Below are 20,343 nucleotides of genomic sequence, written 5' to 3' on the forward strand. Positions count from 1 at the left end.
GCGCATGCGCTCCGCTCGCGGACTCGCTGCGCGGATGCTCCGGCGCCACCGTGCACGCCCACGCTCACCCTGCCCCCCGCGCCGCAGCATCCGCCGAGCGAGTCTTCGAGCGAAAGCGCATGCGGAGGCGAGGCGGCCCCCCGCCGCCCGGGCGTCAGCCCGCAAGCGAGTCTTCGAGCGCCTCAAGAAAACTACCTTTGGTCGAGCCCCGGCGCAGCGTCCCGTCTTCGGGGCGCTCCGCCGGGGCGTCGAACTTCGGCGCACCCCCACAGCACGGTGCGCCCAACCCACCGCGCCCCCAGCGCAGCACGAAGGGCGCACCCATGCGCGCCCCTCGCACCACACGCGACGTCGGTGACCGGGCGTCTACGACGCCTCGCTCTCCACCGCCGGCCCCTGGGCGATGATGGTCGCCTGCTGTGCTTCGCTCTGGTTGCCCGCCCCGTAGCGGACCGTGAAGCTGGCGGCCAGGCCGTCCTTGGTGGTCGTCTGCGCCGTCACGCGGTAGGCGATCACCGTGCTGGTGCCAAGGAAGGTCGAGTCCTCGAACTCGCGCTTCTTGGCGTTGAGCAGGAACTCGAAGGGCCCCTGGGGATCCTGCTGGCGCTCGACCTTGTAGGTCACCGCCTTGACCCCCGCGGGGTGGTCGCAGGTGAAGGTGAAGCGCAGGCCCCCGCCGTCGAGCAGCTGGCGCGTAAAGCCCTCGGGCGTGCCGGGGGCGGGGCTGGGGCCGGGGTCGGCCGGCAGGGGGATCTGCGCGGTGGTGAAGATCGAGTCCGGGTTGCCCTTGCTGCGGGCGAAGCCGCGGATCTGGGTGACCTGGCCCGAGGCCTTGGCGCGCATGGCCTTGACCCCCGCGCGGTAGTCGGCGCCCTTGGCGTCGGCCAGGGCCTGGGCGGTGAGCCACTGCGTCTTGAGGTCCTTGGCCTCCGAGAGCAGGGTGCCCAGGTCGGCCACTTCGAGCGGATCCAGGCCGATGGTCAGCCCCGCGGCCGACCACACGGGCACGCGCGTCTCGACCCAGTCGATGGCTTGCAGTGCGTTGTGCGGCACCGTGCTCATGACACACCTCCTTCACGGGTCGCCTCGGCGGCGGGCCCATGCGCCGCGAGCGCGGCGCGAACATAAGAACGGGTAATGCGGCCACGAGCGCCGCCCGGCGTAACAAGAGCGCTGTTCATCGGAACAACTCCTCGCGAGCGTCGTGGCCCGCTGGACCGGCGGCCACCATGGCCCCGGCGTGGGAACGTCATCGAGCCGTTGCGAACGCGCCTGCACGAAAAAGCATCACAATCCGAAAAATCGTCATCGCCCGCGCACGCCGCACGGTCCCAGAACCGGGCGAACCGCCCCGGCGCGGCCCGGGGCGGGGCCCAGCGTCCGAAAAGCCAGCGCGCACGCGCCGATCACGGTACCGAGATCGTCCATCACGGTACCGAGATCGTCCATCGCGGCACCGGGATGGGCCATCGCGGATGCGTCAAGCGCCAACATGGATGCGAGGTGGGGCGATCGGGATGCGTCTTCGGCCATCACGGATGCGTGCCGGGCGATCGCGGGTGCGCGATCGCCCGATCGGGAGGCGCGATGGGCGGTTGCCGATGGGCGTTGGGACGATCGGGATGCGCATGGGCCGCCACGGATGCGGGACGCGGCGGCCCCGGGCATCCGACGACCCGAGATCCGGCAAAGCAATCTGGGCAATCTGGGGAACGGCTGGCTAAGCTAGCCTGTACGCCGGTCGACAGGGAGGTTCGATGATCAGGACGATCGCCCGACACGCGCTCTGCATCGCCGCCGCGGCCACTGGGATGGCTGCGAGCCCGGGCGTCGCGCAGACCGTCCCCCCAAGCTACGGGTTCGACTTCGTGATGGTGGGCGACCCCGGGAATCGCGGCGCGACCGCCGCCGAAGCGCCCATGTGGAACCGGGATCTCTACGGGCCGCTGGGAGCCGTCGATCACGCCTTCCGCATCACACGCACCGAAGTGACGAACGCGCAATACCTCGAGTTCCTCAACGCGTACAGCGCCACGCCCGGCTACGTCTGGGACCCCAGCATGGTCAGCACGTCGATCGCCATCGAGCGCTTCGGCCCCTCGGGCAACCCCATCTACTACGTGCTCCCGGGCGCCGAGAACTACGGCGCCGACGTCGGCTTCCGATACGCCGCGAGGTTCGCCAACTGGCTGCACAACGACAAGGGCAGCGACCTCGCGGACTTCGAGGCCGGCGTGTACGACACGAGCACGTTCCGCGACGATCCGGTGACGGGCCTCCCCCTCGATCAGGTCGATCGATCCCCCGACGCGAAATTCTTCATCCCTTCGATCCACGAGTGGATGAAGGCGGCCCACTGGGACCCCAACCGCGACGGACCCGGCCAGGGGGGCTTCTGGCAGTACCCCAACGGCGGCGACGAGCCCCTGGTCACCGGCATCCCCGGCGAGCCGGGGTCCGAGACCAGTGCCGGGCTCGCGCTGTTGTTCGGCGAGTACACGCGCATTGACGTCGGCCTATATCCAGACTCGGCCAGCCCGTGGGGCATGCTCGACGCCTCCGGCGGCTTGTCGGAGATGACCGAGTCGGTCTCCGACTTCACACGCTTCAAGTTGTTCCGGCCCGGAACGAGTACCGCGGCGCTGGATCCTGCGCTCGAAGACCGCCTCGATTACTTCTTCTCGCAGACCCGCCCCACAAGCTTGAATGGCTTTCGGATGGCCGGCGTCGTCCCCGCGCCGGGGAGCATTGCGGTCATGCTCGGGTGCGCGATGGTGTGCGGTCGCAGGCGTGCGTGACCGGCTCGTGAAGAGCACCTCCGCGTCCTCTGCGACCTCCGCGTTCGAGCACTTCCTCCGCTCATCCCCTCGCTCGCGCGAGGGGCTCGTGGGTTCTTGGTGCGCGACCTCTTCGCGTCCTTCGCGTCCAATGCCTGACGTGAACCCGCCCTCATCACCCCCCCACCACCCGGCGAGCGTCCATAGCCTTGGGCGATGGCACGGCCCCCGATCGATCCGCAGCACGCCGCCCGCGCCCTGGAGCGCGTCCGCACCGTCTCGAGCTGGATGGACACGCGCTATCGCGTGCCGGGGACGAGCTACAGGTTCGGCTTGGATCCTATCATCAGCCTGCTGCCGGTGGTTGGCGACACGGCGTCGCTGCTGATCAGCGTGTACCCGATCCTGGAGGCCAAGCGGGCGGGCGTGCGGCGGCGGACGCTGGCGAAGATGCTGGCGAACCTGGGGCTCGACTGGCTGGTGGGGCTGATCCCGCTGATCGGCGTCATCCCCGACGCGTGGTACAAGGCCAACACGCGGAACCTGAAGCTGCTGGAGAAGGAGCTGGGCGGTCCCAAGGGCGGTCCGGATCGGAGCACTCGGCATACGGTTGGCCCATGAGCACCCACACCGGCAGCACCCCCACCAGCAAGAAGCGCCGCACCTTCATCGGCGGCAACTGGAAGATGAACACGACCAGGGGCCAGGCCCTGGAGCTGGCCGCCGACGTGGGACGGGCGGTGAGCGGCGTGGGGCAGCGTGAGGCGCAGGTCGCCATCTACCCGCCCTTCGTGTGGCTCGAAACCATCCGCTCGAGCGTCGGGGCGACGGGCCTGTTGCTGGGCGCCCAGGACTGCTCGCCCGAGGCCAACGGCGCCCACACCGGCGACGTGTCGCTGGCGATGCTCACCGAGTGCGGCGTGTCGACGGTGCTGGTCGGCCACAGCGAGCGGCGGCACGGGCTCAAGGAAGCCGAGGGGCGCATCGCCGCCAAGCTGCGGGCCGTGCTCGACGCGGGGCTCACTGGCGTCCTGTGCATCGGCGAGACGCTCGAGGAGCGCGAGGCCGGCAAGACCGACGCCGTGAACGAGGCCCAGCTCCGCAGCGCGCTCGAGAGCACCAAGATCGTCCGCCACGACCACCTGGTCGTCGCCTACGAGCCGGTCTGGGCCATCGGCACCGGCAAGACCGCCAGCGCGAGCGACGCCCAGGCGGCGCACGAAAACACCCGCAAGGTCCTGGACGACCTGCTTGGAAGCGACGCCGCCACCGCCATCCGCATCATCTACGGCGGCTCCATGAAGCCCGCCAACGCGAAGGAGTTGATGGCCCAGCCCGACGTCGACGGCGGCCTCATCGGCGGCGCGTCGCTGAAGGCCGAGGACTTCCTGGCCATCGTCGACGCCGCCAGCGCATAAGACAACCGCGTGCCTGAGCACGCGGTCTCGTTCAATCAGTCACCCCACGAAGCCAACGCGTCGGGCTACGCCCGCGCACGGCCCCGCCGGCGAGGCGACAAGATGACTCAATAACGATAGTGATCGGGCTTGTACGGGCCCTCGACGGGAACACCGAGGTACTCGGCCTGGTCCTGGCTCATCTTGGTGAGCTTCACGCCCAGCTTGTCCAGGTGCAGGCGGGCCACCATCTCGTCCAGGTGCTTGGGCAGCACGTACACCTTGTTCTCGTAGTTCTCGTTGTTCTCGTGCAGCTCGATCTGGGCTATCACCTGGTTGGTGAAGCTCGCGCTCATCACGAAGCTGGGGTGGCCGGTGGCGCAGCCGAGGTTCAGCAGGCGGCCCTCGGCGAGCACGAGGATGCTCTTGTCCTGGCTCTTGAAGTAGAACTCGTCGTACTGCGGGCGGATGTTGCGGCGCTCGACGTCCTTGTCGCGCTGCAGCTTCTCCATCTGGATCTCGTTGTCGAAGTGGCCGATGTTGCCGACGATGGCCTTGTCCTTCATCCGCTTCATGTGCTCGTGCGTGATGATGTCCTTGTTGCCGGTCGTCGTGATGAAGATGTCGGCCGTCTCGATGAAGTCCTCGAGGGTCTTGACCTCCAGGCCCTCCATCGACGCCTGGAGCGCGCAGATGGGGTCGATCTCGGTCACGATGACGCGGCAGCCCTGGCCGCGGAGGCTCTGCACGCAGCCCTTGCCCACGTCGCCGTAGCCGCACACGACCGCGACCTTGCCGCTGAGCATGACGTCGGTGGCACGGTTCAGGCCGTCGATCAGGCTGTGGCGGCAGCCGTAGACGTTGTCGAACTTGCTCTTGGTGACCGAGTCGTTGACGTTGATGGCCGGGAAGGGCAGGGCGCCCTTCTCGGCGAACTGGTAGAGGCGGTGCACGCCCGTGGTGGTCTCTTCGCTCACGCCCTTGACGGCGGGGGTGACCTTGCTGAACCAGCCGGGGCTGGTCTCGATGGTCGAGCGGATGGTGTTGAGGATGTGGCGGTACTCCTCGGGGTCCTTGTCCTCGTTGAAGTCCGGGACCTTGCCGGCCTTCTCGAACTCCTGGCCCTTCAGGAGCAGCAGCGTGGCGTCGCCGCCGTCGTCGACGATCTGGTCGGGGCCCGAGCCGTCCGGCCAGGTCAGCATCTGCTTGGTGCACCACCAGTACTCGGCCAGCGTCTCGCCCTTCCAGGCGAAGACGGGCGTGCCGGCGGGGTTCTCGGGGGTGCCACCATCTTCGGGGCGACCGACCACGACCGCGGCGGCGGCGTTGTCGGCGGTGCTGAAGATGTTGCACGAGCACCAGCGGACGTCGGCGCCCAGCTCGACCAGGGTCTCGATGAGCACGGCGGTCTGCACGGTCATGTGCAGGCTGCCGGCGACCTTGATGCCCTTGAGGGGTTTCTTGGCGCCGTACTTCTCGCGCAGCGCCATCAGCCCGGGCATCTCGTCCTCGGCCAGACGGATCTCCTTGCGGCCGCTCTCGGCCAGCGAGAGATCCTTGACTTTGTATTCGAGTTGGCCCCGGCCGGTCTCGGCCACGTCGGTGGTCAGCGTCGTCATGTTTCGTTCCTCTTCCTTGACAGTTGGTTCGTTGTTGCGGTTTCCACACGACCCCCGGCATTGCGGGGCCCGATGCTCACGTTAACTTGGTTTTTTGCGTATGGGCCTGGCCGTCGCGGCAAATACCTCCGGCCCGCGCGCCACGGGTGAACTGCGGAGCACGCGATGGCCGCTGATCTGCAGCCCGGCCGCGGCGGCCCACTCGTTCAACTGGTCCTGCGAGATGCCCAGCCAGCGATGGCCCATCTCCAGGCGAAATTCCTCGCGACCGTGCGGCTGCATATCGACGATGAGCACGCGTCCGCCTGGCTTGAGCACGCGGGCGGCCTCACGCAGCGCCGCCTCGGGGTGCTCCAGGTGATGGAGCACCAGGCCCAGCACGGCCAGATCGATGCTGGCATCCTCGAGCGGCAGCCGCTCGGCGTCGCCCAGCTTCAGTTCGACGTTGTCCGGCGTGCCCAAGCGGTTGCGCGCCGCCTCGAGCATGGTCGGCTCGCGATCGATGCCAATGACTCGGGCCGCGACCGGCGCGAGCATGCCCGCGAACACGCCCGTGCCGCAGCCGATGTCGGCCACGACCATGTCGCCCGGCAGCAGTGACGCGAGCGCTTCGCCAGCGTACCGCTCGCCGAAGAGCTCGCGGCTGACGTCGTCCCACTCGGCGCCCACGCGTCCAAAAAACGCGGCCGAGCCGGGCCTGCGGTCGGCAATCACGGCGCGAAGGCGGCGCGTGTCGGCGTCGAGTTCGGCGCTACCCGTGGCTTCGCGAACCTGGCTCCACACGCCGCGGAGCTCGGGCGGCAGGTCGTCGCTGACGCAGCGGTAGAGCGTTGCCGTTCCGGCCGCACGACGCTGCACCCAACCATGCTCGGCCAGCAGTTTCAGGCGCCGGCTGACGGTCGACTGCGGGAGTTGCAGGACCTGGGCGATCTCACCGACGGCCAGTTCCTCGGCCTCGAGCACTCTGAGCATGCGCAAACGCACGCCATCGGCGATGGCCGAGAGCGCGGCGGCAATGTCATTGAGTGCGTCGACGGTCTTCATCCGTTTACCCGGATGAAGTGTAGAAGGCATCAGGGCGTGAGCCAAACCGATGCCTGAAAATCAGGGATTACCCACGAGGCTCGGGCTCCGGCGGAGCTGCATCCGGCGCCAGGACGCCCTCTTCCACGGCCTCGCGTGGCACGCGGACGAACGTCCGGCCCGGCGTCTCACCCAGGGCCCGAATGCGTTCGGCGATGACCGGATCGGAGTAATCGAACCACAATGCCATCGCGTACCGCTCCAATGCACGCTTGGTGTCGCCGATGCCGTGATAGAACTCGGCGAGTTTCAACTGCGGCTCCCTGCTCATGCCGCGATCGACGCGGGCCGCCGCCAGCAGGGCCCGTTCGGCTTCGTCCGGATCACCGATTTCCTCGGCGTATCGCGCCAGTCGCAGATAATCCTTCACGGTGCCCGGCTGGCGGGTGCGATCACGCAGCAGTGAAATCAGCCGATTGTCCTCGCCGGCGCCCTGCAGCGCGGCAATGAGCAGATTCAGCTTTTCCTCGTCCATCGGGTCGTCGCGGTAGACCCGCTCGAGCGGGATGATCGCATCGCCCGGCCGTTCAAGGGCCAGCAGGGCCTTACCCCGGCCCAGGTCCGATGCCAGCGGCACCGGATAGACCCGGGCGTACTCCTCCCATTCGGCCAGCGCCGTGGCGTAGTCGCCCCGGTCGTACGCGAGGTTTGCCGCCTCGCGGATCTCGCCGGCGGAGCGTTCCTTCGCACACCCGCTGAGCAGCAGGCCGAGCATGGCAAGGATGGACAGGACGGCAACGGTGTGGAATGGCTTGCTGGGCATAGGTCCGATTATCGGCGCTCCAACTCGCCCTTGGCTACCCCCGGGCCCAACGATTCGCACGGCATGCTCGAAACCGACCGCTTTCCAACCGTGCTCCTCCGCCACGACCTGCCCGATGGAACGCACCACTACGACTGGATGCTGGCGACCGACGAGGCAGGTCCGCTGCTCACCTTCCGCCTCGATCGGGACATCAGTCAGGACAACGAACCGTTTGAAGGCCTCCGCCTGCCCCACCACCGACGCCACTACCTGACCTACGAGGGACCGATTTCGGGCAATCGCGGCTCGGTGCGACGCGTCCACTCCGGCTGGTGCCGCGTGCTCGAGGCCAACGAAAGCGACCTCCAGGTCCGCCTCCAACTGGGCATTCGTGACCATGTGCTACGTGGTATCCACGAGGGTTCCGATCGGTTTGTGTTCGGAGAGTGAGCAAATTTTGTTTCGGATTTGATGGTCCTTCGATTAGAATCAATTCAGAACCGCTGGCATGACGCCAAGGTGGGCATCGTGCCGCCCGGCCACGTGGGGTAGTCGGGCCAGTCCGGGGGTATGCCACGGGCGGACGGCAACTCTCGGGAGCATGCACAATGCTCGACCAGAACCACGCGTCGACCGGCCGCGCCGAAGCCGAAGAGAGCAAGCCCAAGATCCGCACGCTGGCCAAGCTCGGCGTGACGCCCGAGGATGATTCCGGCTGGCGCCGGCATTCTCAGCTCACCGGGCAGGGCGCTACGCACGTGAAGAGCTTCCACTGCAAGCTCCAGGGCGATGCGCTGAGCCACCTCGACTCGCAGATCAACGCATGGCTCGAGACCCACGAGGACTGCGAGATCAAGCTGGTGACCACCCAGGTGGGCGAATGGAGCGACACGCTGGGCAAGGCCTGCCATCTGATCGTCCAGGTCTGGGTATAACGACTCGGGCAATTCTCGCCATCGGCTGAGCCTGGCTGCCATGACACGCCGATATCCCCGGCGTGTGTGGTATCGTTGCAATTGCACGCGGCGCGGGCGTGGACATTTCGGTGTCTCGGTCGCAAGCCGTGCGCATGCGGGATGCGCTGGCTCATCGAGGCCCCGACGGCGCTGGGGTGTGGCATGCGCCGGGGGTCTTCCTGGGTCAGCGGCGGCTGGAGGTCATCGCGCCGGGTGAGGCCGGCCGCCAGCCGATGGCGTCCAGCGATGGGCGATGGATGGTGGTGTACAACGGCGAGCTGTACAACGACCCCGAACTGCGCGGCCGATTGGCGCTCGAGGGGCACGCTCCCGACTCGCCCAGCGATACCGCCACGCTCTGCCAGGTGCTTTCGGCATGGGGGCCTCACGGCCTCCGCCGATGCCGGGGCATGTTTGCAATCGTCGCCTACGACACACTCGAAGAGCGTCTGGTCCTGGCGCGCGATCCGCTGGGCATCAAGCCGTTGGTCTACGCATGGGCCCAACCACCCGATGGGAGCGGGCCGGAACTCGTGGTGGCCAGCGAAGTCACCGCCCTGTTCGAACACCCCCACCTTTCTCCAAGGGTCGACCCGCTCGGGCTGGCCGCGTATCTGTGCACGATCCGGCTGAGCACCGAAGGGCGGACGCTGTTCGACGGCGTGTCGATGCTGCCGCCGGGCCACGTGCTGGAGTTTGATCTCCGCGATTGCGCCATGCCGCGTCGGCAATGGCAGCTTCCCATCGAAGGTGAGCCCGCGGACGACCTGCGCAGCATCGTTGAAGATTCGGTCTCCCAGCACCTGCGATCGGACGTGCCCGTGTGCCTCCTGCTGAGCGGTGGATTGGACAGCACCATCATCGCCGCGACGACGCGGGCCCACCGGAGGCGACTGCCCACGTTCGCTGCCGGCGGAGAAGAAGACGGCACCGAGAGCGATACGGCATACGCCGCCCGACTGGCCGAACAGTGGCAACTGCCCCACCACGCCATCCAGATGACGCCCGATCGATTTGTGTCTGGCGTCCGGACGCTCATCGAACGAACCGGCCAGCCCGTCAGCACGCCCAACGAAATCGCGATCCACGCACTGGGCTGCGCCATCCGAGCCGGTGGCTGCAAGGTCGTATTGACCGGTGAGGGAGCCGATGAACTCTTTGGCGGCTATCACGGCCCGCTCATGCAGGCGGCAGCGTACGTTGACGCCGGTGGAGATGATCCGGCCGTCGCGTTCCTGGTGCAGAATGCCTGGGTCCCGCCACAATTGCTGCCAAGGCTGTTGAGTCCGAAGCTCGCGAGGATCGCCGAGTTCGGCGGCTGGCTCGTCCAGGCATATCGCGATGCGTACGAGCACGAGGCGGCGCGACCGGGGCCAACGCTCGGCCCGCGCGACGAGGCGTTGCGTGCGCACATGCGTCTGGTTCGTCGCACCAACCTCACGGGCCTGCTCCAGCGCGTCGACAGCACGCTCTCGCAGTCGGGCGTTGAAGGGCGCACGCCCCTGGCCGATCGCGTCGTCGCCGCCATCGCGGATCAACTGCCGATGGACCAGAAGTTCGATCCCACGCTACCGGCCCATCAGGGCACGAAGGTGGCTCTACGGGCTGCCTTTGCAAACGTTGTTCCGCCGGAGATCCTTCGACGTCCCAAGGCGAGCTTCCCGCTGCCCTTCCAGAACTGGCTCGCACCCTTGCTTGCGGATCTGGCCGATGATCCCCTCGTCGAGGAGTTTTTTGATCGAGCCACGTTCGAGCGTGTGGCGAGCGATCCCGGGGAGCACTGGCAGTTGGCCTGGCCCATGGTGAACGTCGGGCTCTGGGCGAGGCGGTGGTTCGGCTAAGACCAACTAGGAGGCCTGGGCCTTGGTGAGGTCCTCGCAGGCGGCAAAGAGCCCCGCCAATGCGTGCTTCGCGTGATCGCTCAGGTCTACGAATTTGAGGCCGATCTCTCGCGTGAACATCGTGGGGCGCGTCGACCAGGCCAGCGTCACGCGGAGCGGGAGCACCTCGGTCATGCCGTGCAGCTCGACCTCGAACGGTCCATAGGTCTCCAGGGGCGGCCAAGGCTTGCCGCGCACGCGAATGCCCCCCGGCCCGATATCCATGACCCGACCAAGAGTCGTACGCAGGTGGCGGATCTCGATTCGACCGACGCTGCGGCGATCCGAGGCCTTGAGCCAATGGGCATGAGAGCGGTAGACGTCGTGCATGATCCTTGCAGATCGACACGCCGTGGCGGATTCGTCGGTTGACGCGGTGCGCCACCGCCCCCATGGGTGGATTTGAACCGGTTGTGACAGCCGTGCCGGCTTGATCGGCCCCGGCGTGTGGTCTATGACAGGCGATGCCCGATCCGAGCCTGCTCGAAGCCTTCCCAACGCCGGTTGACACGCCCTTCACGGTGGAGCACGTGGCCGAGGAGTTCACATCCCTGTGCCCGAAGACGGGGCATCCCGACTTTGGCGAGGTCGTGGTCGTGTTTCAGCCCGCGGCGGGCAGTTCGGGCGGGCTGTGCGTTGAGTTGAAGAGCTTGAAGATGTACCTGCAGTCGTTCCGCAACGAGGGCATCTTCTACGAAGCCGTCACGAATCGCATCCGGGACGACCTGTCCGAGTTGATGCAGCCGACCTGGTTGCGCGTCACCACCCACTGGCGGGGCCGCGGCGGAATACGTTCAGTGATCAGGGCCGATCACGGCACGGTCCCTCCCAACGTCGCCTGACCGTCCCCCGACCGAAAGCGAGTTTGCATCCCATGAGCGGTACACCCAAGCGAGTCCTCCTCTGCGACGTCTGCGAGGGCGAGCACGTCAGCGGTCCGTTTGCGATCATCAACGCGCAGCTCGGCAAGACGCGCACCGACAAGCTCTACCTCCGCTGCCTGCTCTCTGACAAGTCAGGCACGGCTCCCGGACGCATGTGGTCGATCGATGAGTCGGCGTACAACCGGCTGCCGGCGGAAGGGTTCGTGTGGGTGGAAGGCGATGCCCAAGCCTACCAGGGCGAGATGCAGATCATCATCCAGTCGATCGATCCGTTCGATCCCAACGAGGAGATGATCCGCGAGTTGCTGCCCGCCTCCAAGCGAAACCCAGACGAAATGTTCGCCGAGTTGGGCGCGATATTCGATACCCTCGAACATCCTTCCGCACAGAAGCTGGCGCGGGCGTTCCTCGATGACCAGCCGCTGATGTCGGCGTTCCGCACGGCTCCGGCGGCCAAGGTATTGCACCACGCCTATCTGGGCGGCTTGCTCGAGCACACGCTGCAATTGTGCAAGCTCGCCGACCGCATGCTGCCCTTGTATCCGGACCTCAATCGCGACCTGATCCTGCTCGGACTGTTCCTGCACGACATCGCCAAGACCCGTGAATTGAAGTATGACCGGGCGTTTGACTACTCCGATCGCGGCCTGCTGGTTGGCCACATTGTCGATGGCGTGATCCTGCTGCGCGAGAAGGTGTATCAGGACGGGATCGACATGCCCCCGAACGCCATCATGGTGCTCGAGCACATCATCCTCTCGCATCATGGCGTGCCCGAATACGGCGCAGCGAAGATCCCCTCCACGCCCGAGGCCATCTTCGTATCCAACTTAGACGATCTGGACGCCAAGACGGAAATGGCCCTGGTGGCCGCCAAGAGAGATCGCACCGATGGACCGGACCTGCGCGGGCCCTTCACCGAGAAGCACTGGGCCCTGAATACCCGCGTGTATCGCCCCGATCCGCTGCGCGAATAGTGCGCCCATTGCCGGGGATACCATTGGGTATGAGCGACGAGATCGCCATCCAGGTCAACTTCGGCAAGCCCATGCCGCTCTTCCCGCTGGGCGTCGTGGCCCTCATGCCCCAGCAGGTGGCGCCGTTCCACATCTTCGAGCCGCGCTATCGCCAGATGATCGGCGATGCCCTCGACGGCTCGGGTCAGATCGCCATGGCCACGTACGACACGAGCAACCTGCAATCGTTCGACTACAGCGGCGAATCATTGCCGCTGCGTCCGGCGGTGTGCATCGGGCAGGTGTTCCAGCACGAGAAGCTCCCCGATGGGCACTACAACATCCTGCTCCAGGGCATCTGCCGGGCCAGAATCGTCGACGAGCATCCGCCCGAGGGTGAGCGGCGGTATCGCACCGCATACCTCGAGCCGCTCGACCTGCCGGGCCAGAGCGTCGAGAGCCTTGAAACCGCTCGGCAGAAGCTCACCGAGCACCTGACTGCGTGGCCGCTCCAACAGCTCCGCACGGCCTCCTGGGTGGTGGAGCGACTGGAGAACGAGCAGATCCCCGACTCGGCGGCGTTCGAGCTCGTGTGCTTCTCACTCTTTACGGATCCTGAATTGCGATATCAGCTCTTAGCCGAGCCCGATGCGCAGCGACGCGTTCAACTGGTCGAGCTTGCGCTCCGCGACATGGCTCGGATTATTCGCAACGCCGCGGCACAGCACCCCGAACGCTGGCCCAAGGGCGTGAGCTGGAACTGAGCGTTTCCCCGCAAGCGTCGGAATTACACGTTGAACAGGAAGTGGCAGACGTCACCGTCACGCATGACGTAGTCCTTGCCCTCCACGCGCATCTTGCCCGCTTCCTTGATGGCCTTCTCGCTGCCGTACTGATCGAGCACGTCCACGCTGTAGATGTTGGCGCGGATGAATCCTCGCTCGAAGTCCGTATGGATGACACCGGCCGCCTGTGGGGCCGTCGCACCCTGACGCACCGTCCAGGCCCTGATTTCCTTCTCGCCGGCGGTGTAGAAGCTCTGCAAGCCAAGGAGCCGGTAGGCCTCGCGCGCCAGCTTCGCCAATGCCGGCTCGTCCATCCCGTAATCGGCCAGCATTTCCACCTTGTCGGCTGGATCGAGTTCGGCCAGTTCGCTCTCGATCTTGGCGCAGACGGGTACGAACGCGTTTCCTTCGCTGCGTGCATGCGCCGCGACCAGTTGTGCCATGTCTCCCTGGCCGGCGGCATCGCTTTCGTCGACGTTGGCGATGTACAGGATGGGCTTTGCGGTGATCAGACCCAGGCCCCTCCAGGCCTTTCGCTGCTCGGCATCGATGATGCTTTCGGCAATCACCCGTGCGGGCCTGCCTTCATCCAGGACGGGCTTGATCTTCTGCAGCACCGCGAACCGGGCCACCGCCTCGGGCTCGCGACTCTTGGCGGCGCGCTCGGCCTTGGACAGTGCGCTCTCGACGGCCTGGAGATCGGCCAGCAGCAGTTCGCTGTTGATGGTCGCGATATCGCGCATCGGATCGACCGAGCCATCGACGTGCAGGATTTCCTCACCGCCGGGTGCCTTGGTGAAGCACCGCACGACCTGAGCGATGGCGTCGACCTCGCGGATGTTGCTCAAGAATGCATTGCCCTTGCCCGCGCCCTCGCTCGCCCCGCGCACCAGGCCGGCGATATCCACCAGCCGCATGACGGCGGGAATGACCTTCTGGGTCTTGATGTGCTTTTCGATGCGGGCGAGGTTCGGGTCGGGGATGGGCACGATGCCGACGTTGGGCTCGATAGTGGCAAACGGGTAGTTCGCCGCCAGAGCGCCGGCATTCGTCAATGCGTTGAAGAGGGTCGACTTGCCGACGTTGGGCAGTCCGACGATGCCTGCGTCCATGGGGTGGGGTTCCGGTGCTTGGGGCGTTTCGATCTGAAAGGGGCAAAGGTATGCGCGCCCGCGTCCATCTTGCGGTTATCTGGCGGCCCAATCCGCCCCGCGCCTGGCCCGAGGACCGATCTCGTGGTCTACTTGCCGGTGAGGTCCGGGGTACACTGTCGCCTGAACGCGAGCGCTCGTAGCTCAGCAGGACAGAGCAACGGTTTCCTTCGGCAAGAGGGGCCCGGCCCGGAAACGGGCCGAGGCGAACCGGGTGAACTCGGGGAAACCCCACCCACGATCTGGTCGTGGCGGGCAATCCCGAGCCGAGCCGTCGGCGGGGCCCGGGCACGCTCCGAGAGCGAGTCTGGTGCTGGCGGAAGGTGTAGAGACCAGCAGGTGAGCCGCCCCGGCAATACCCCTGCACCGGCGGTGGTTGATGCCACCAACGGAAGCGCCCGGCGCCCTCCCCGGCACGCAACGACGCGCCGGCGGGCGAAGAGATGGTCCGGTCCGTGGCGAAAGCCTCGGGGTTACCGAAACCGTAGGTCGGAGGTTCGAGTCCTCCCGGGCGCGTTGTACCAGGAAGCCGGCGAATGGAATGCCGGCGACACACCAGGACGGAGCCACAGCCTCTCGCGGAGGCGGGCATGGCGCGGCATCGATTCTTTCTTCTCAGCCTCACGGGGCTTGCGCTCGTGGTCCAGGGCTGCACGGCGACCCGCACCCACCAACGAACGCCCCGGCCGACCTTCGCGCAGGCTGCGCCGGCCTCGAGCACCGAGTCGTGGGCCAGCGTGATGCCCATGCCGGGCGTCGAACAAGACTCGACGGCCCTGGCACGGCGCGACGTGGCGCTCGGCCTCCCGCCTCCGGGGTTCACCAGCGTCTCTGGTTCGTGGCGGCAGAACGAGCGACCATCGATCGATCGGTACTGGCTGGTGCCGTTGCCTCGTTCTCCACGAACGCTCCTGTTCTTCACCAGCCCGGCGCAGCGCGAACGCCGTGCGCCACGGGTCCCCTACGGGGCCCATCCGTGGCACACGGCGTGGTAACGAACGGCGTGTCGGCCTCCCGGTGAGGCCGGCTGGTGAACGCTGGATCAGTCGAACGCGGCGCTGTTGCTGGGCAACTCGACGGTGCGCAGACGCAGCGTGGTCTCGATTCGGAAGTTCGAGCGCGTGTAGTGGCGTTCGGCAAAGAACACCTTCAACTCGTACTCCCCACCGTCTTCCAGGAAGTTCAGGCGGCTCAGGTCGACCGTCTGGCTGACGGCGCCGTGGACGCCGCCGATGTCGATCACCATCTTGCCGTCGATGAACACCCAGACGTCGTCATCGCCGAAGAACGTGAACGTGTTGTCCGCGTCTGCGTCGTAGACGAACTTGGTGGCCAGTTCGTAGGTGAAGTGGTAGTTGTGGCCCCACTGGTCGCCCGCGGGGTTGCCGTACAGCTCACCATCGATGGGGAAGAACCCCTGGATGCCCTCCTGGCCGCTGTCGTCGTGCGCATGGAACACGTACCGGTCGGTGCCCGGCTCGCGCGTCAGCGTGATATCCACCGGCTTGGACAGGTTAACGCCCGGCACGTTGCGGAACCACTGGCTGAAGCTCTCGGCGCTCGTGAAGACGTTACCGCTCTGGGCGTCCAGCGTGCCATAGCTATCGCCCTCGCGGTTCTCCATGTAATCCACGTTGGACGCGAAGGGGAACATGCTGCGGCCCTGCTCGTCCTTGAACGCTCCGCTGATCTTGAAGCCCTTGTTGCCATCGCGCAGGGTGGGCTTGCCGTCCGAGTCCAGCTCGAAGGCGACCCAACCGACGCGCAGGCCGGTGTTGTACCGCTGGAAGTCCGGGTGCCCGCCCTCGGTGCTGGGACGGAAGTCGCGGACCGTGCCGGTCAGGACCAACTCGGTGGGCAGATCGGCGTAGGGATCCGAACTCTGCCCGTCCTGAGCGCTGGCCACGGTTGTGCCGCAGGCCAGAGCGACGATGCCGGCCACGCCGACCGCGCCTGCGGCCCGCACGATCCGGCGAGAAGATTGACCATTTCGCATCGTTGCCTCCATGCCGGAACATCCGGCGTACGTCACGCACCCCCACACGGGGTGCTGGAATCCACGCCTACACCCTCGATTGCGCGCTCGCAGGCGGCCACGCGTCGCACGAAATTCCTGCCTGCGAGTTGGCCGGATGTGCGGGATGGGAAACCCCGCCGGATCGGCCTGGGCCGATTCCAACGTCTGGGGCCGCCAACCGTCGATGTAAACGACAGGCCGTAGCCGTTCCCGGACGCCGTGCTCGCGTAGGCTGGGGCCATCCAATCGGGTCGGTCGAGATACATCGGAGACGCACGCATGGACGCGTTTGTAATCGAGGGCGGCAAGCCCATTTCCGGCAGATTCGAGGTTCACGGCTCGAAGAACGCAGCCCTTCCGATGCTGGCGGCGGCCCTGCTCACGGACGAGCCCGTCGAACTCTCGGACGTCCCCAGGCTCGAAGACATCTCGAACATGCTCCGACTGCTGGCCGAGTTGGGCGTGGACGTTACCGAGCAGGACGGCCCCAGCCGCGGCGGACGCCTGGTCCGCACGGTGGTCACCGATACGAGCCTGAGCCACGCCCGATACGACATCGTCCGCACGATGCGCGCCGGTGTGTGCGTCCTGGGCCCCATGCTGGCGCGTCGCGGCGAGGCTCGCATCTCCATGCCGGGCGGCTGCGCGATCGGTCCTCGCCCCATCGATCTGCACCTGAAGGGCCTGGCGGCCCTGGGAGCGTCGATCAGCCTTTCTAATGGCGATGTCGTTGCCAAGGCCCCTGCGGGCGGCCTGAAGGGCGCCACGGTCTTTCTGGGCGGCCCCTTTGGCTCCACGGTGCTCGGCACGGCGAACATCATGAGCGCCGCCACCCTGGCCCATGGCCGAACCGTGATCGAATCGGCGGCCTGCGAGCCCGAAGTGGTCGATCTGGGCCGGCTGCTCCAGAGCATGGGCGCCCGCATTTCGGGCCTGGGTACGCCCCGCATCGTTATCGATGGGGTCGAGCAATTGGACGGCGCCACCCGGCGGATCATGCCCGATCGCATTGAAGCGGGCACCTATGCGATGGCGGCGGCCATGACGCGGGGCGAACTGACGATCGCCAACTGGCCCGTGGATGCTCTTGTCGGTCCCTTCGAGATGCTCCGGGCAGCGGGCATCGAGCTCGAACTGAGCGAACACGCCCCGCTCGAGACCACCGGGGGTGATTCGATCCGTGCGACCGCGTTCGTTCGTCGGACGGGAGCGCTCAGGCCGGTGGAACTGACTACCCAGCCGTTCCCCGGATTCCCGACGGACCTGCAGGCCCAGGCTCTGGCTCTGCTGACGTTGGCCGATGGAAACTCGATCATCACCGAGAAGATCTTCCCCGAGCGATTCCTGCACGTGGCCGAGTTGCTACGCATGGGCGCCCAGATCATCCGCCACGGCCCCACAGCGGTCATCAGCGGCGTCCCGAAGCTCGTGGGCGCGCCCGTCATGGCGAGCGACCTGCGAGCGTCGGCTGGCCTGGTCCTGGCGGGGCTGGCCGCCCGCGGACGCACGATCGTGCGACGCGTGTACCACCTCGATCGTGGCTACCAGCGCATGGACGAGTACCTCAACGGACTGGGCGCCGACATCCAGCGGGTGAACGAGAAGTCGCTCGAAGAGGTCGCCGTGCCGGTCTAGGCCTGAAGCTTCTCGGCAGCCGAGGGAACGAGGACCGGAATGCCCCCGCGAACCGGGTATCGGAGGGGTTCGCCCACGACGCGGATCCAGCATCCGTCCGGCTCGAGCTGCAAGGGCTTCCCCGTGACGGGGCAGCGAAGTTGCTCGGGTAGCTGCGCTTGGTCGGCGTGGTCTTGAGGTTGGTTACTCTTCATCGAAGCCTCGCGCGAACAGATCCGAAAGGGCCTTGCAGGCCTCGTCCGCGTCGTCGCCGCGTGCGATGACCTCCAGTTCGACGCCCTGCGTCGCGGCCAGGAGCATGATCTGCATGATCGACTTGCCGTCGATCTCCTGATCGTCGCGCTTGAGCGCAATCTGGCTCTTGAACTGCTGGGCGCAGTCGGCAACCGCCGTCGCGGGGCGTGCGTGCAGCCCGAGACGGTTGACGACCTTCACCTTGGCGGCGCACTCCTTGGCCAATCCGTATCTCCGTGGCGAAGCGGTGCTCAGCCGGGCAGCTTCTGGTGGTCGGCCTCGTGGAGCAACTCGATGATCTCCTCGCGCGTGGATGCCTGCCTCAGGAATCGCCGGAAGGTCTCATTGCCCAGGCTCTTGAAGATGACCTCCATGGCCTTGAGGTGGTCTTCGGGGCTGTTCTCCGGGCTGAGCAGGAGCACGACCGAATAGACCGGCTGCCGGTCGAGGGCGCTGAAGTCGATGCCCTTGCTGCTCCGCGCCACGCCCGCGGCCATCTTCGAAACGCCCGGGTGCTTGACGTGTGGGACGGCTACGCCACGCCCGAAGCCGGTCGAGCCCTTGCGCTCACGCTCGAGCACCGCCGCCACGAGCTCGTCGCGATGTTCGGCCTTGGCGGCCCCCGCGGCCACCAGGGCGTCGATGATCTCGACGATGGCGTCATCTCGCTCGGTTGCCTCCAACTCGGGCAACACCGCTTCGGGATTCACGATCTCGGTAAGCTTCATGGCCATAACTAGTGCGCCTGCCTCTTCTGCACCTTGACCTTGTCGTGCAGATCGCTCAGCTGGCGGATGCCCTTGTGCTGCACGGAATCGATCACGCCGTAGAGATCCCCACCCTTGTCCTTGCTGACCAGGTCGCCGTGGTGCTCGACGTCGACGATCAGTTCGACGTCGAACGAGTCTCCGGTCGAGGTCGTGTGGTGCTCGATCGTCCAGGTCACCGACTGGATGCGGTCGTAGAAGCGAGTGAGCTTCTCGGACTTCTCCTCGGCGTGCTGGCGGATCGCGTCGGTGATCGTGATGTGACGGCCGACGACTTCGATGCGCATGGTGTCTATCCCTTCTATCCGGCTGTTCGTGCCGGTGTGCTCAAGCATACCCACCCGGGCGATCGGGACGCGTGGCGGGAGCCTGGGACGCCGTCTGCGGCGTCCGGGACTGGGCCACCTGCGGCTCGACGGTCGTCGGGGGGGTAAACCGGTCGGGAACCAGCGTCCCGCCGGTGATGAAGAAACGGATGGCCTCGTCGATGGACATCGGCACGTCGATGGCCTCGTCGCGGGGCACGGTAATCGCAAAGCCGGTAAAGGGCGTGGGCGTGGAGGGAATGAAGACCGCAATGCACGGGACGCCGGTCGCCTCGTGGATGGTCGAAATCGAGTCGCTGGTGACCAGCCCCATGGTCCAGATGCCGCGACGGGGGTACTGGACCATCACGACGCGGCGAAAGGCGACCTTGCGTTCGCCCATGATCAGTTCGACCACCTGCTTGACGTGGGGATAGACCTGCTTGAATCCGGGAATCTGGGCGATCAGACGCTCGACGCGCGCGTAGACCCGGCGGCCGAGGTAGTTTCCCAGCAACAGGCCGGCCAGGTAGATCAACATGATGGCCACCAGCAGGCCGGCCGCCTGGAGGTACCAGTGCTGGTTCCAGAACTCGCCCAACTGCTTTCGGACCAGGTGCTCGCGCACCGCGGTGGTCGATCGGCCGCGGAAGGGCCTGCCCTCGGGCGACGCGAGGAATTCGTCGATCTCGCCCGGCTCGACCAGCATGAACTCGGGCCGCTGGTCTTCGGGCGTCACCCTTGGGGCAATCTCCACCACGACAACGCGGATGCCGCGATTGATGGGCTCGGCGACGTTGTTGAAGAGGAAGACAAACGCCTGCCAGAGCAACCACAGCGTCAGGATGGAGGGAAGGAGCACTGCCAGACCGCGCCCGAAGAACCGCTTGAAGTCCTCCATGAAGCTTTCCTGGCGTGCCACGCGACAGATCCCCTTCAGCGTTGGACCGTTCGGCGACGCAGGATTCGGCTAGGGAGTGCTGGGCTTCGAGCCCCACTGACGGCGGGGCCGCGCGGGCGGGAACGCCGACGCTCCGTGCCGGCTCCTGGTCCAGGCGGATCGGGTCCGGAGGAATGGGCCTGACAGGATTCGAACCTGTGACCTCACCGTTATCAGCGGTGCGCTCTGACCAACTGAGCTACAAGCCCGGA

22 protein-coding genes and 1 tRNA gene are annotated in these 20,343 nt (G+C 66.6%); 11 read left to right on the forward strand and 12 right to left on the reverse strand.

Annotated features, from left to right (window positions below):
- Positions 1 to 366: 366 nt before the first annotated feature.
- Positions 367 to 1,062 (reverse strand): hypothetical protein, encoded by a 696-nt coding sequence (locus RIE32_02180; GenBank protein MEQ9095052.1) that lies wholly within the window; start codon positions 1,060 to 1,062, stop codon positions 367 to 369.
- Between the two features lie 695 nt (positions 1,063 to 1,757).
- Between RIE32_02180 and RIE32_02185 the strand changes: the two genes are divergently transcribed.
- The 3 genes from RIE32_02185 to tpiA all read left to right on the forward strand — a co-directional run bounded on the left by RIE32_02185 (position 1,758) and on the right by tpiA (position 4,195).
- Positions 1,758 to 2,798, forward strand: coding sequence for an SUMF1/EgtB/PvdO family nonheme iron enzyme (locus tag RIE32_02185; protein MEQ9095053.1), 1,041 nt, complete (start codon positions 1,758 to 1,760; stop codon positions 2,796 to 2,798).
- A 195-nt stretch (positions 2,799 to 2,993) separates the two neighbouring features.
- A complete protein-coding gene (locus tag RIE32_02190) occupies positions 2,994 to 3,398 on the forward strand; it encodes a DUF4112 domain-containing protein (protein ID MEQ9095054.1) in 405 nt (134 codons plus the stop codon).
- On the forward strand, positions 3,395 to 4,195 hold the full coding sequence (gene tpiA / locus RIE32_02195; GenBank protein MEQ9095055.1) for a triose-phosphate isomerase: 801 nt from the start codon (positions 3,395 to 3,397) through the stop codon (positions 4,193 to 4,195). The genes RIE32_02190 and tpiA overlap by 4 nt, the downstream gene beginning before the upstream one ends.
- A gap of 107 nt (positions 4,196 to 4,302) precedes the next feature.
- On the opposite strand, the gene ahcY is transcribed toward tpiA, so the two are convergent.
- From ahcY to RIE32_02210, 3 genes are all read right to left on the reverse strand, one after another.
- Positions 4,303 to 5,793: an adenosylhomocysteinase gene (gene ahcY / locus RIE32_02200; GenBank protein MEQ9095056.1), complete on the reverse strand. Its 1,491-nt coding sequence runs from the start codon at positions 5,791 to 5,793 to the stop codon at positions 4,303 to 4,305.
- Positions 5,794 to 5,874: 81 nt separating this feature from the next.
- A complete protein-coding gene (locus tag RIE32_02205; GenBank protein ID MEQ9095057.1) occupies positions 5,875 to 6,837 on the reverse strand; it encodes a metalloregulator ArsR/SmtB family transcription factor in 963 nt (320 codons plus the stop codon).
- 67 nt (positions 6,838 to 6,904) lie between these two features.
- Positions 6,905 to 7,639, reverse strand: a complete 735-nt coding sequence (locus RIE32_02210; GenBank protein ID MEQ9095058.1) for a tetratricopeptide repeat protein — start codon at positions 7,637 to 7,639, stop codon at positions 6,905 to 6,907.
- A gap of 63 nt (positions 7,640 to 7,702) precedes the next feature.
- Here RIE32_02210 and RIE32_02215 point away from each other — a divergent pair, with 63 nt between their 5' ends.
- The 3 genes from RIE32_02215 (at position 7,703) to asnB (ending at position 10,418) form a co-directional block, all read left to right on the forward strand.
- A complete protein-coding gene (locus RIE32_02215; protein MEQ9095059.1) occupies positions 7,703 to 8,071 on the forward strand; it encodes a hypothetical protein in 369 nt (122 codons plus the stop codon).
- A 158-nt stretch (positions 8,072 to 8,229) separates the two neighbouring features.
- Positions 8,230 to 8,556 (forward strand): hypothetical protein, encoded by a 327-nt coding sequence (locus tag RIE32_02220; protein ID MEQ9095060.1) that lies wholly within the window; start codon positions 8,230 to 8,232, stop codon positions 8,554 to 8,556.
- 62 nt (positions 8,557 to 8,618) lie between these two features.
- Entirely contained in the window at positions 8,619 to 10,418 is a 1,800-nt protein-coding gene (gene asnB / locus RIE32_02225) for an asparagine synthase (glutamine-hydrolyzing) (GenBank protein ID MEQ9095061.1), read from the forward strand.
- A 6-nt stretch (positions 10,419 to 10,424) separates the two neighbouring features.
- On the opposite strand, the gene RIE32_02230 is transcribed toward asnB, so the two are convergent.
- Positions 10,425 to 10,787 (reverse strand): PilZ domain-containing protein, encoded by a 363-nt coding sequence (locus RIE32_02230; protein ID MEQ9095062.1) that lies wholly within the window; start codon positions 10,785 to 10,787, stop codon positions 10,425 to 10,427.
- 134 nt (positions 10,788 to 10,921) lie between these two features.
- Here RIE32_02230 and queF point away from each other — a divergent pair, with 134 nt between their 5' ends.
- The 3 genes from queF to RIE32_02245 are packed head-to-tail and all read left to right on the forward strand — an operon-like array spanning position 10,922 to position 13,061.
- A complete protein-coding gene (gene queF, locus RIE32_02235) occupies positions 10,922 to 11,299 on the forward strand; it encodes a preQ(1) synthase (GenBank protein MEQ9095063.1) in 378 nt (125 codons plus the stop codon).
- Positions 11,300 to 11,331: 32 nt separating this feature from the next.
- A complete protein-coding gene (locus tag RIE32_02240; protein ID MEQ9095064.1) occupies positions 11,332 to 12,318 on the forward strand; it encodes an HD domain-containing protein in 987 nt (328 codons plus the stop codon).
- 29 nt (positions 12,319 to 12,347) lie between these two features.
- Positions 12,348 to 13,061 (forward strand): LON peptidase substrate-binding domain-containing protein, encoded by a 714-nt coding sequence (locus RIE32_02245; protein ID MEQ9095065.1) that lies wholly within the window; start codon positions 12,348 to 12,350, stop codon positions 13,059 to 13,061.
- 23 nt (positions 13,062 to 13,084) lie between these two features.
- Here the strand turns inward: RIE32_02245 and ychF are convergent, their stop codons facing one another.
- A complete protein-coding gene (ychF, locus tag RIE32_02250; protein ID MEQ9095066.1) occupies positions 13,085 to 14,194 on the reverse strand; it encodes a redox-regulated ATPase YchF in 1,110 nt (369 codons plus the stop codon).
- A 629-nt stretch (positions 14,195 to 14,823) separates the two neighbouring features.
- On the opposite strand from ychF, the gene RIE32_02255 reads away from it, so the two are divergent.
- Positions 14,824 to 15,228 carry a hypothetical protein gene (locus RIE32_02255; GenBank protein ID MEQ9095067.1) on the forward strand — a complete coding sequence of 135 codons (405 nt, stop codon included), beginning with the start codon at positions 14,824 to 14,826 and terminating at the stop codon, positions 15,226 to 15,228.
- Between the two features lie 47 nt (positions 15,229 to 15,275).
- Here the strand turns inward: RIE32_02255 and RIE32_02260 are convergent, their stop codons facing one another.
- On the reverse strand, positions 15,276 to 16,241 hold the full coding sequence (locus RIE32_02260; protein MEQ9095068.1) for a fibro-slime domain-containing protein: 966 nt from the start codon (positions 16,239 to 16,241) through the stop codon (positions 15,276 to 15,278).
- A 288-nt stretch (positions 16,242 to 16,529) separates the two neighbouring features.
- Here RIE32_02260 and murA point away from each other — a divergent pair, with 288 nt between their 5' ends.
- Complete coding sequence (gene murA / locus RIE32_02265; protein MEQ9095069.1) at positions 16,530 to 17,885, forward strand: UDP-N-acetylglucosamine 1-carboxyvinyltransferase; 1,356 nt, start codon at positions 16,530 to 16,532, stop codon at positions 17,883 to 17,885.
- Positions 17,886 to 18,068: 183 nt separating this feature from the next.
- Here the strand turns inward: murA and RIE32_02270 are convergent, their stop codons facing one another.
- The 5 genes from RIE32_02270 to RIE32_02290 all read right to left on the reverse strand — a co-directional run bounded on the left by RIE32_02270 (position 18,069) and on the right by RIE32_02290 (position 20,340).
- Complete coding sequence (locus RIE32_02270) at positions 18,069 to 18,344, reverse strand: HPr family phosphocarrier protein (GenBank protein MEQ9095070.1); 276 nt, start codon at positions 18,342 to 18,344, stop codon at positions 18,069 to 18,071.
- Between the two features lie 26 nt (positions 18,345 to 18,370).
- On the reverse strand, positions 18,371 to 18,853 hold the full coding sequence (locus tag RIE32_02275; protein ID MEQ9095071.1) for a PTS sugar transporter subunit IIA: 483 nt from the start codon (positions 18,851 to 18,853) through the stop codon (positions 18,371 to 18,373).
- A 2-nt stretch (positions 18,854 to 18,855) separates the two neighbouring features.
- A complete protein-coding gene (raiA, locus tag RIE32_02280) occupies positions 18,856 to 19,173 on the reverse strand; it encodes a ribosome-associated translation inhibitor RaiA (GenBank protein ID MEQ9095072.1) in 318 nt (105 codons plus the stop codon).
- A 40-nt stretch (positions 19,174 to 19,213) separates the two neighbouring features.
- Entirely contained in the window at positions 19,214 to 20,113 is a 900-nt protein-coding gene (locus RIE32_02285) for a DUF502 domain-containing protein (GenBank protein MEQ9095073.1), read from the reverse strand.
- Between the two features lie 153 nt (positions 20,114 to 20,266).
- Positions 20,267 to 20,340 (reverse strand) — tRNA-Ile (locus RIE32_02290).
- Positions 20,341 to 20,343: the final 3 nt, after the last annotated feature.

The sequence above is a fragment of the Phycisphaerales bacterium genome, assembly GCA_040221175.1.
In the GTDB taxonomy this organism is placed as follows: domain Bacteria; phylum Planctomycetota; class Phycisphaerae; order Phycisphaerales; family UBA1924; genus JAHCJI01.

What these genes read in the sequence shown, in the direction of transcription:
- RIE32_02180 (MEQ9095052.1), bottom strand. Translation starts at nt 1,062, where the DNA reads ATGAGCACGGTGCCGCACAACGCACTGCAAGCCATCGACTGGGTCGAG.
- RIE32_02185 (MEQ9095053.1), top strand. Translation starts at nt 1,758, where the DNA reads ATGATCAGGACGATCGCCCGACACGCGCTCTGCATCGCCGCCGCGGCC.
- RIE32_02190 (MEQ9095054.1), top strand. Translation starts at nt 2,994, where the DNA reads ATGGCACGGCCCCCGATCGATCCGCAGCACGCCGCCCGCGCCCTGGAG.
- tpiA (MEQ9095055.1), top strand. Translation starts at nt 3,395, where the DNA reads ATGAGCACCCACACCGGCAGCACCCCCACCAGCAAGAAGCGCCGCACC.
- ahcY (MEQ9095056.1), bottom strand. Translation starts at nt 5,793, where the DNA reads ATGACGACGCTGACCACCGACGTGGCCGAGACCGGCCGGGGCCAACTC.
- RIE32_02205 (MEQ9095057.1), bottom strand. Translation starts at nt 6,837, where the DNA reads ATGAAGACCGTCGACGCACTCAATGACATTGCCGCCGCGCTCTCGGCC.
- RIE32_02210 (MEQ9095058.1), bottom strand. Translation starts at nt 7,639, where the DNA reads ATGCCCAGCAAGCCATTCCACACCGTTGCCGTCCTGTCCATCCTTGCC.
- RIE32_02215 (MEQ9095059.1), top strand. Translation starts at nt 7,703, where the DNA reads ATGCTCGAAACCGACCGCTTTCCAACCGTGCTCCTCCGCCACGACCTG.
- RIE32_02220 (MEQ9095060.1), top strand. Translation starts at nt 8,230, where the DNA reads ATGCTCGACCAGAACCACGCGTCGACCGGCCGCGCCGAAGCCGAAGAG.
- RIE32_02230 (MEQ9095062.1), bottom strand. Translation starts at nt 10,787, where the DNA reads ATGCACGACGTCTACCGCTCTCATGCCCATTGGCTCAAGGCCTCGGAT.
- queF (MEQ9095063.1), top strand. Translation starts at nt 10,922, where the DNA reads ATGCCCGATCCGAGCCTGCTCGAAGCCTTCCCAACGCCGGTTGACACG.
- RIE32_02240 (MEQ9095064.1), top strand. Translation starts at nt 11,332, where the DNA reads ATGAGCGGTACACCCAAGCGAGTCCTCCTCTGCGACGTCTGCGAGGGC.
- RIE32_02245 (MEQ9095065.1), top strand. Translation starts at nt 12,348, where the DNA reads ATGAGCGACGAGATCGCCATCCAGGTCAACTTCGGCAAGCCCATGCCG.
- ychF (MEQ9095066.1), bottom strand. Translation starts at nt 14,194, where the DNA reads ATGGACGCAGGCATCGTCGGACTGCCCAACGTCGGCAAGTCGACCCTC.
- RIE32_02255 (MEQ9095067.1), top strand. Translation starts at nt 14,824, where the DNA reads ATGGCGCGGCATCGATTCTTTCTTCTCAGCCTCACGGGGCTTGCGCTC.
- RIE32_02260 (MEQ9095068.1), bottom strand. Translation starts at nt 16,241, where the DNA reads ATGGAGGCAACGATGCGAAATGGTCAATCTTCTCGCCGGATCGTGCGG.
- murA (MEQ9095069.1), top strand. Translation starts at nt 16,530, where the DNA reads ATGGACGCGTTTGTAATCGAGGGCGGCAAGCCCATTTCCGGCAGATTC.
- RIE32_02275 (MEQ9095071.1), bottom strand. Translation starts at nt 18,853, where the DNA reads ATGGCCATGAAGCTTACCGAGATCGTGAATCCCGAAGCGGTGTTGCCC.
- raiA (MEQ9095072.1), bottom strand. Translation starts at nt 19,173, where the DNA reads ATGCGCATCGAAGTCGTCGGCCGTCACATCACGATCACCGACGCGATC.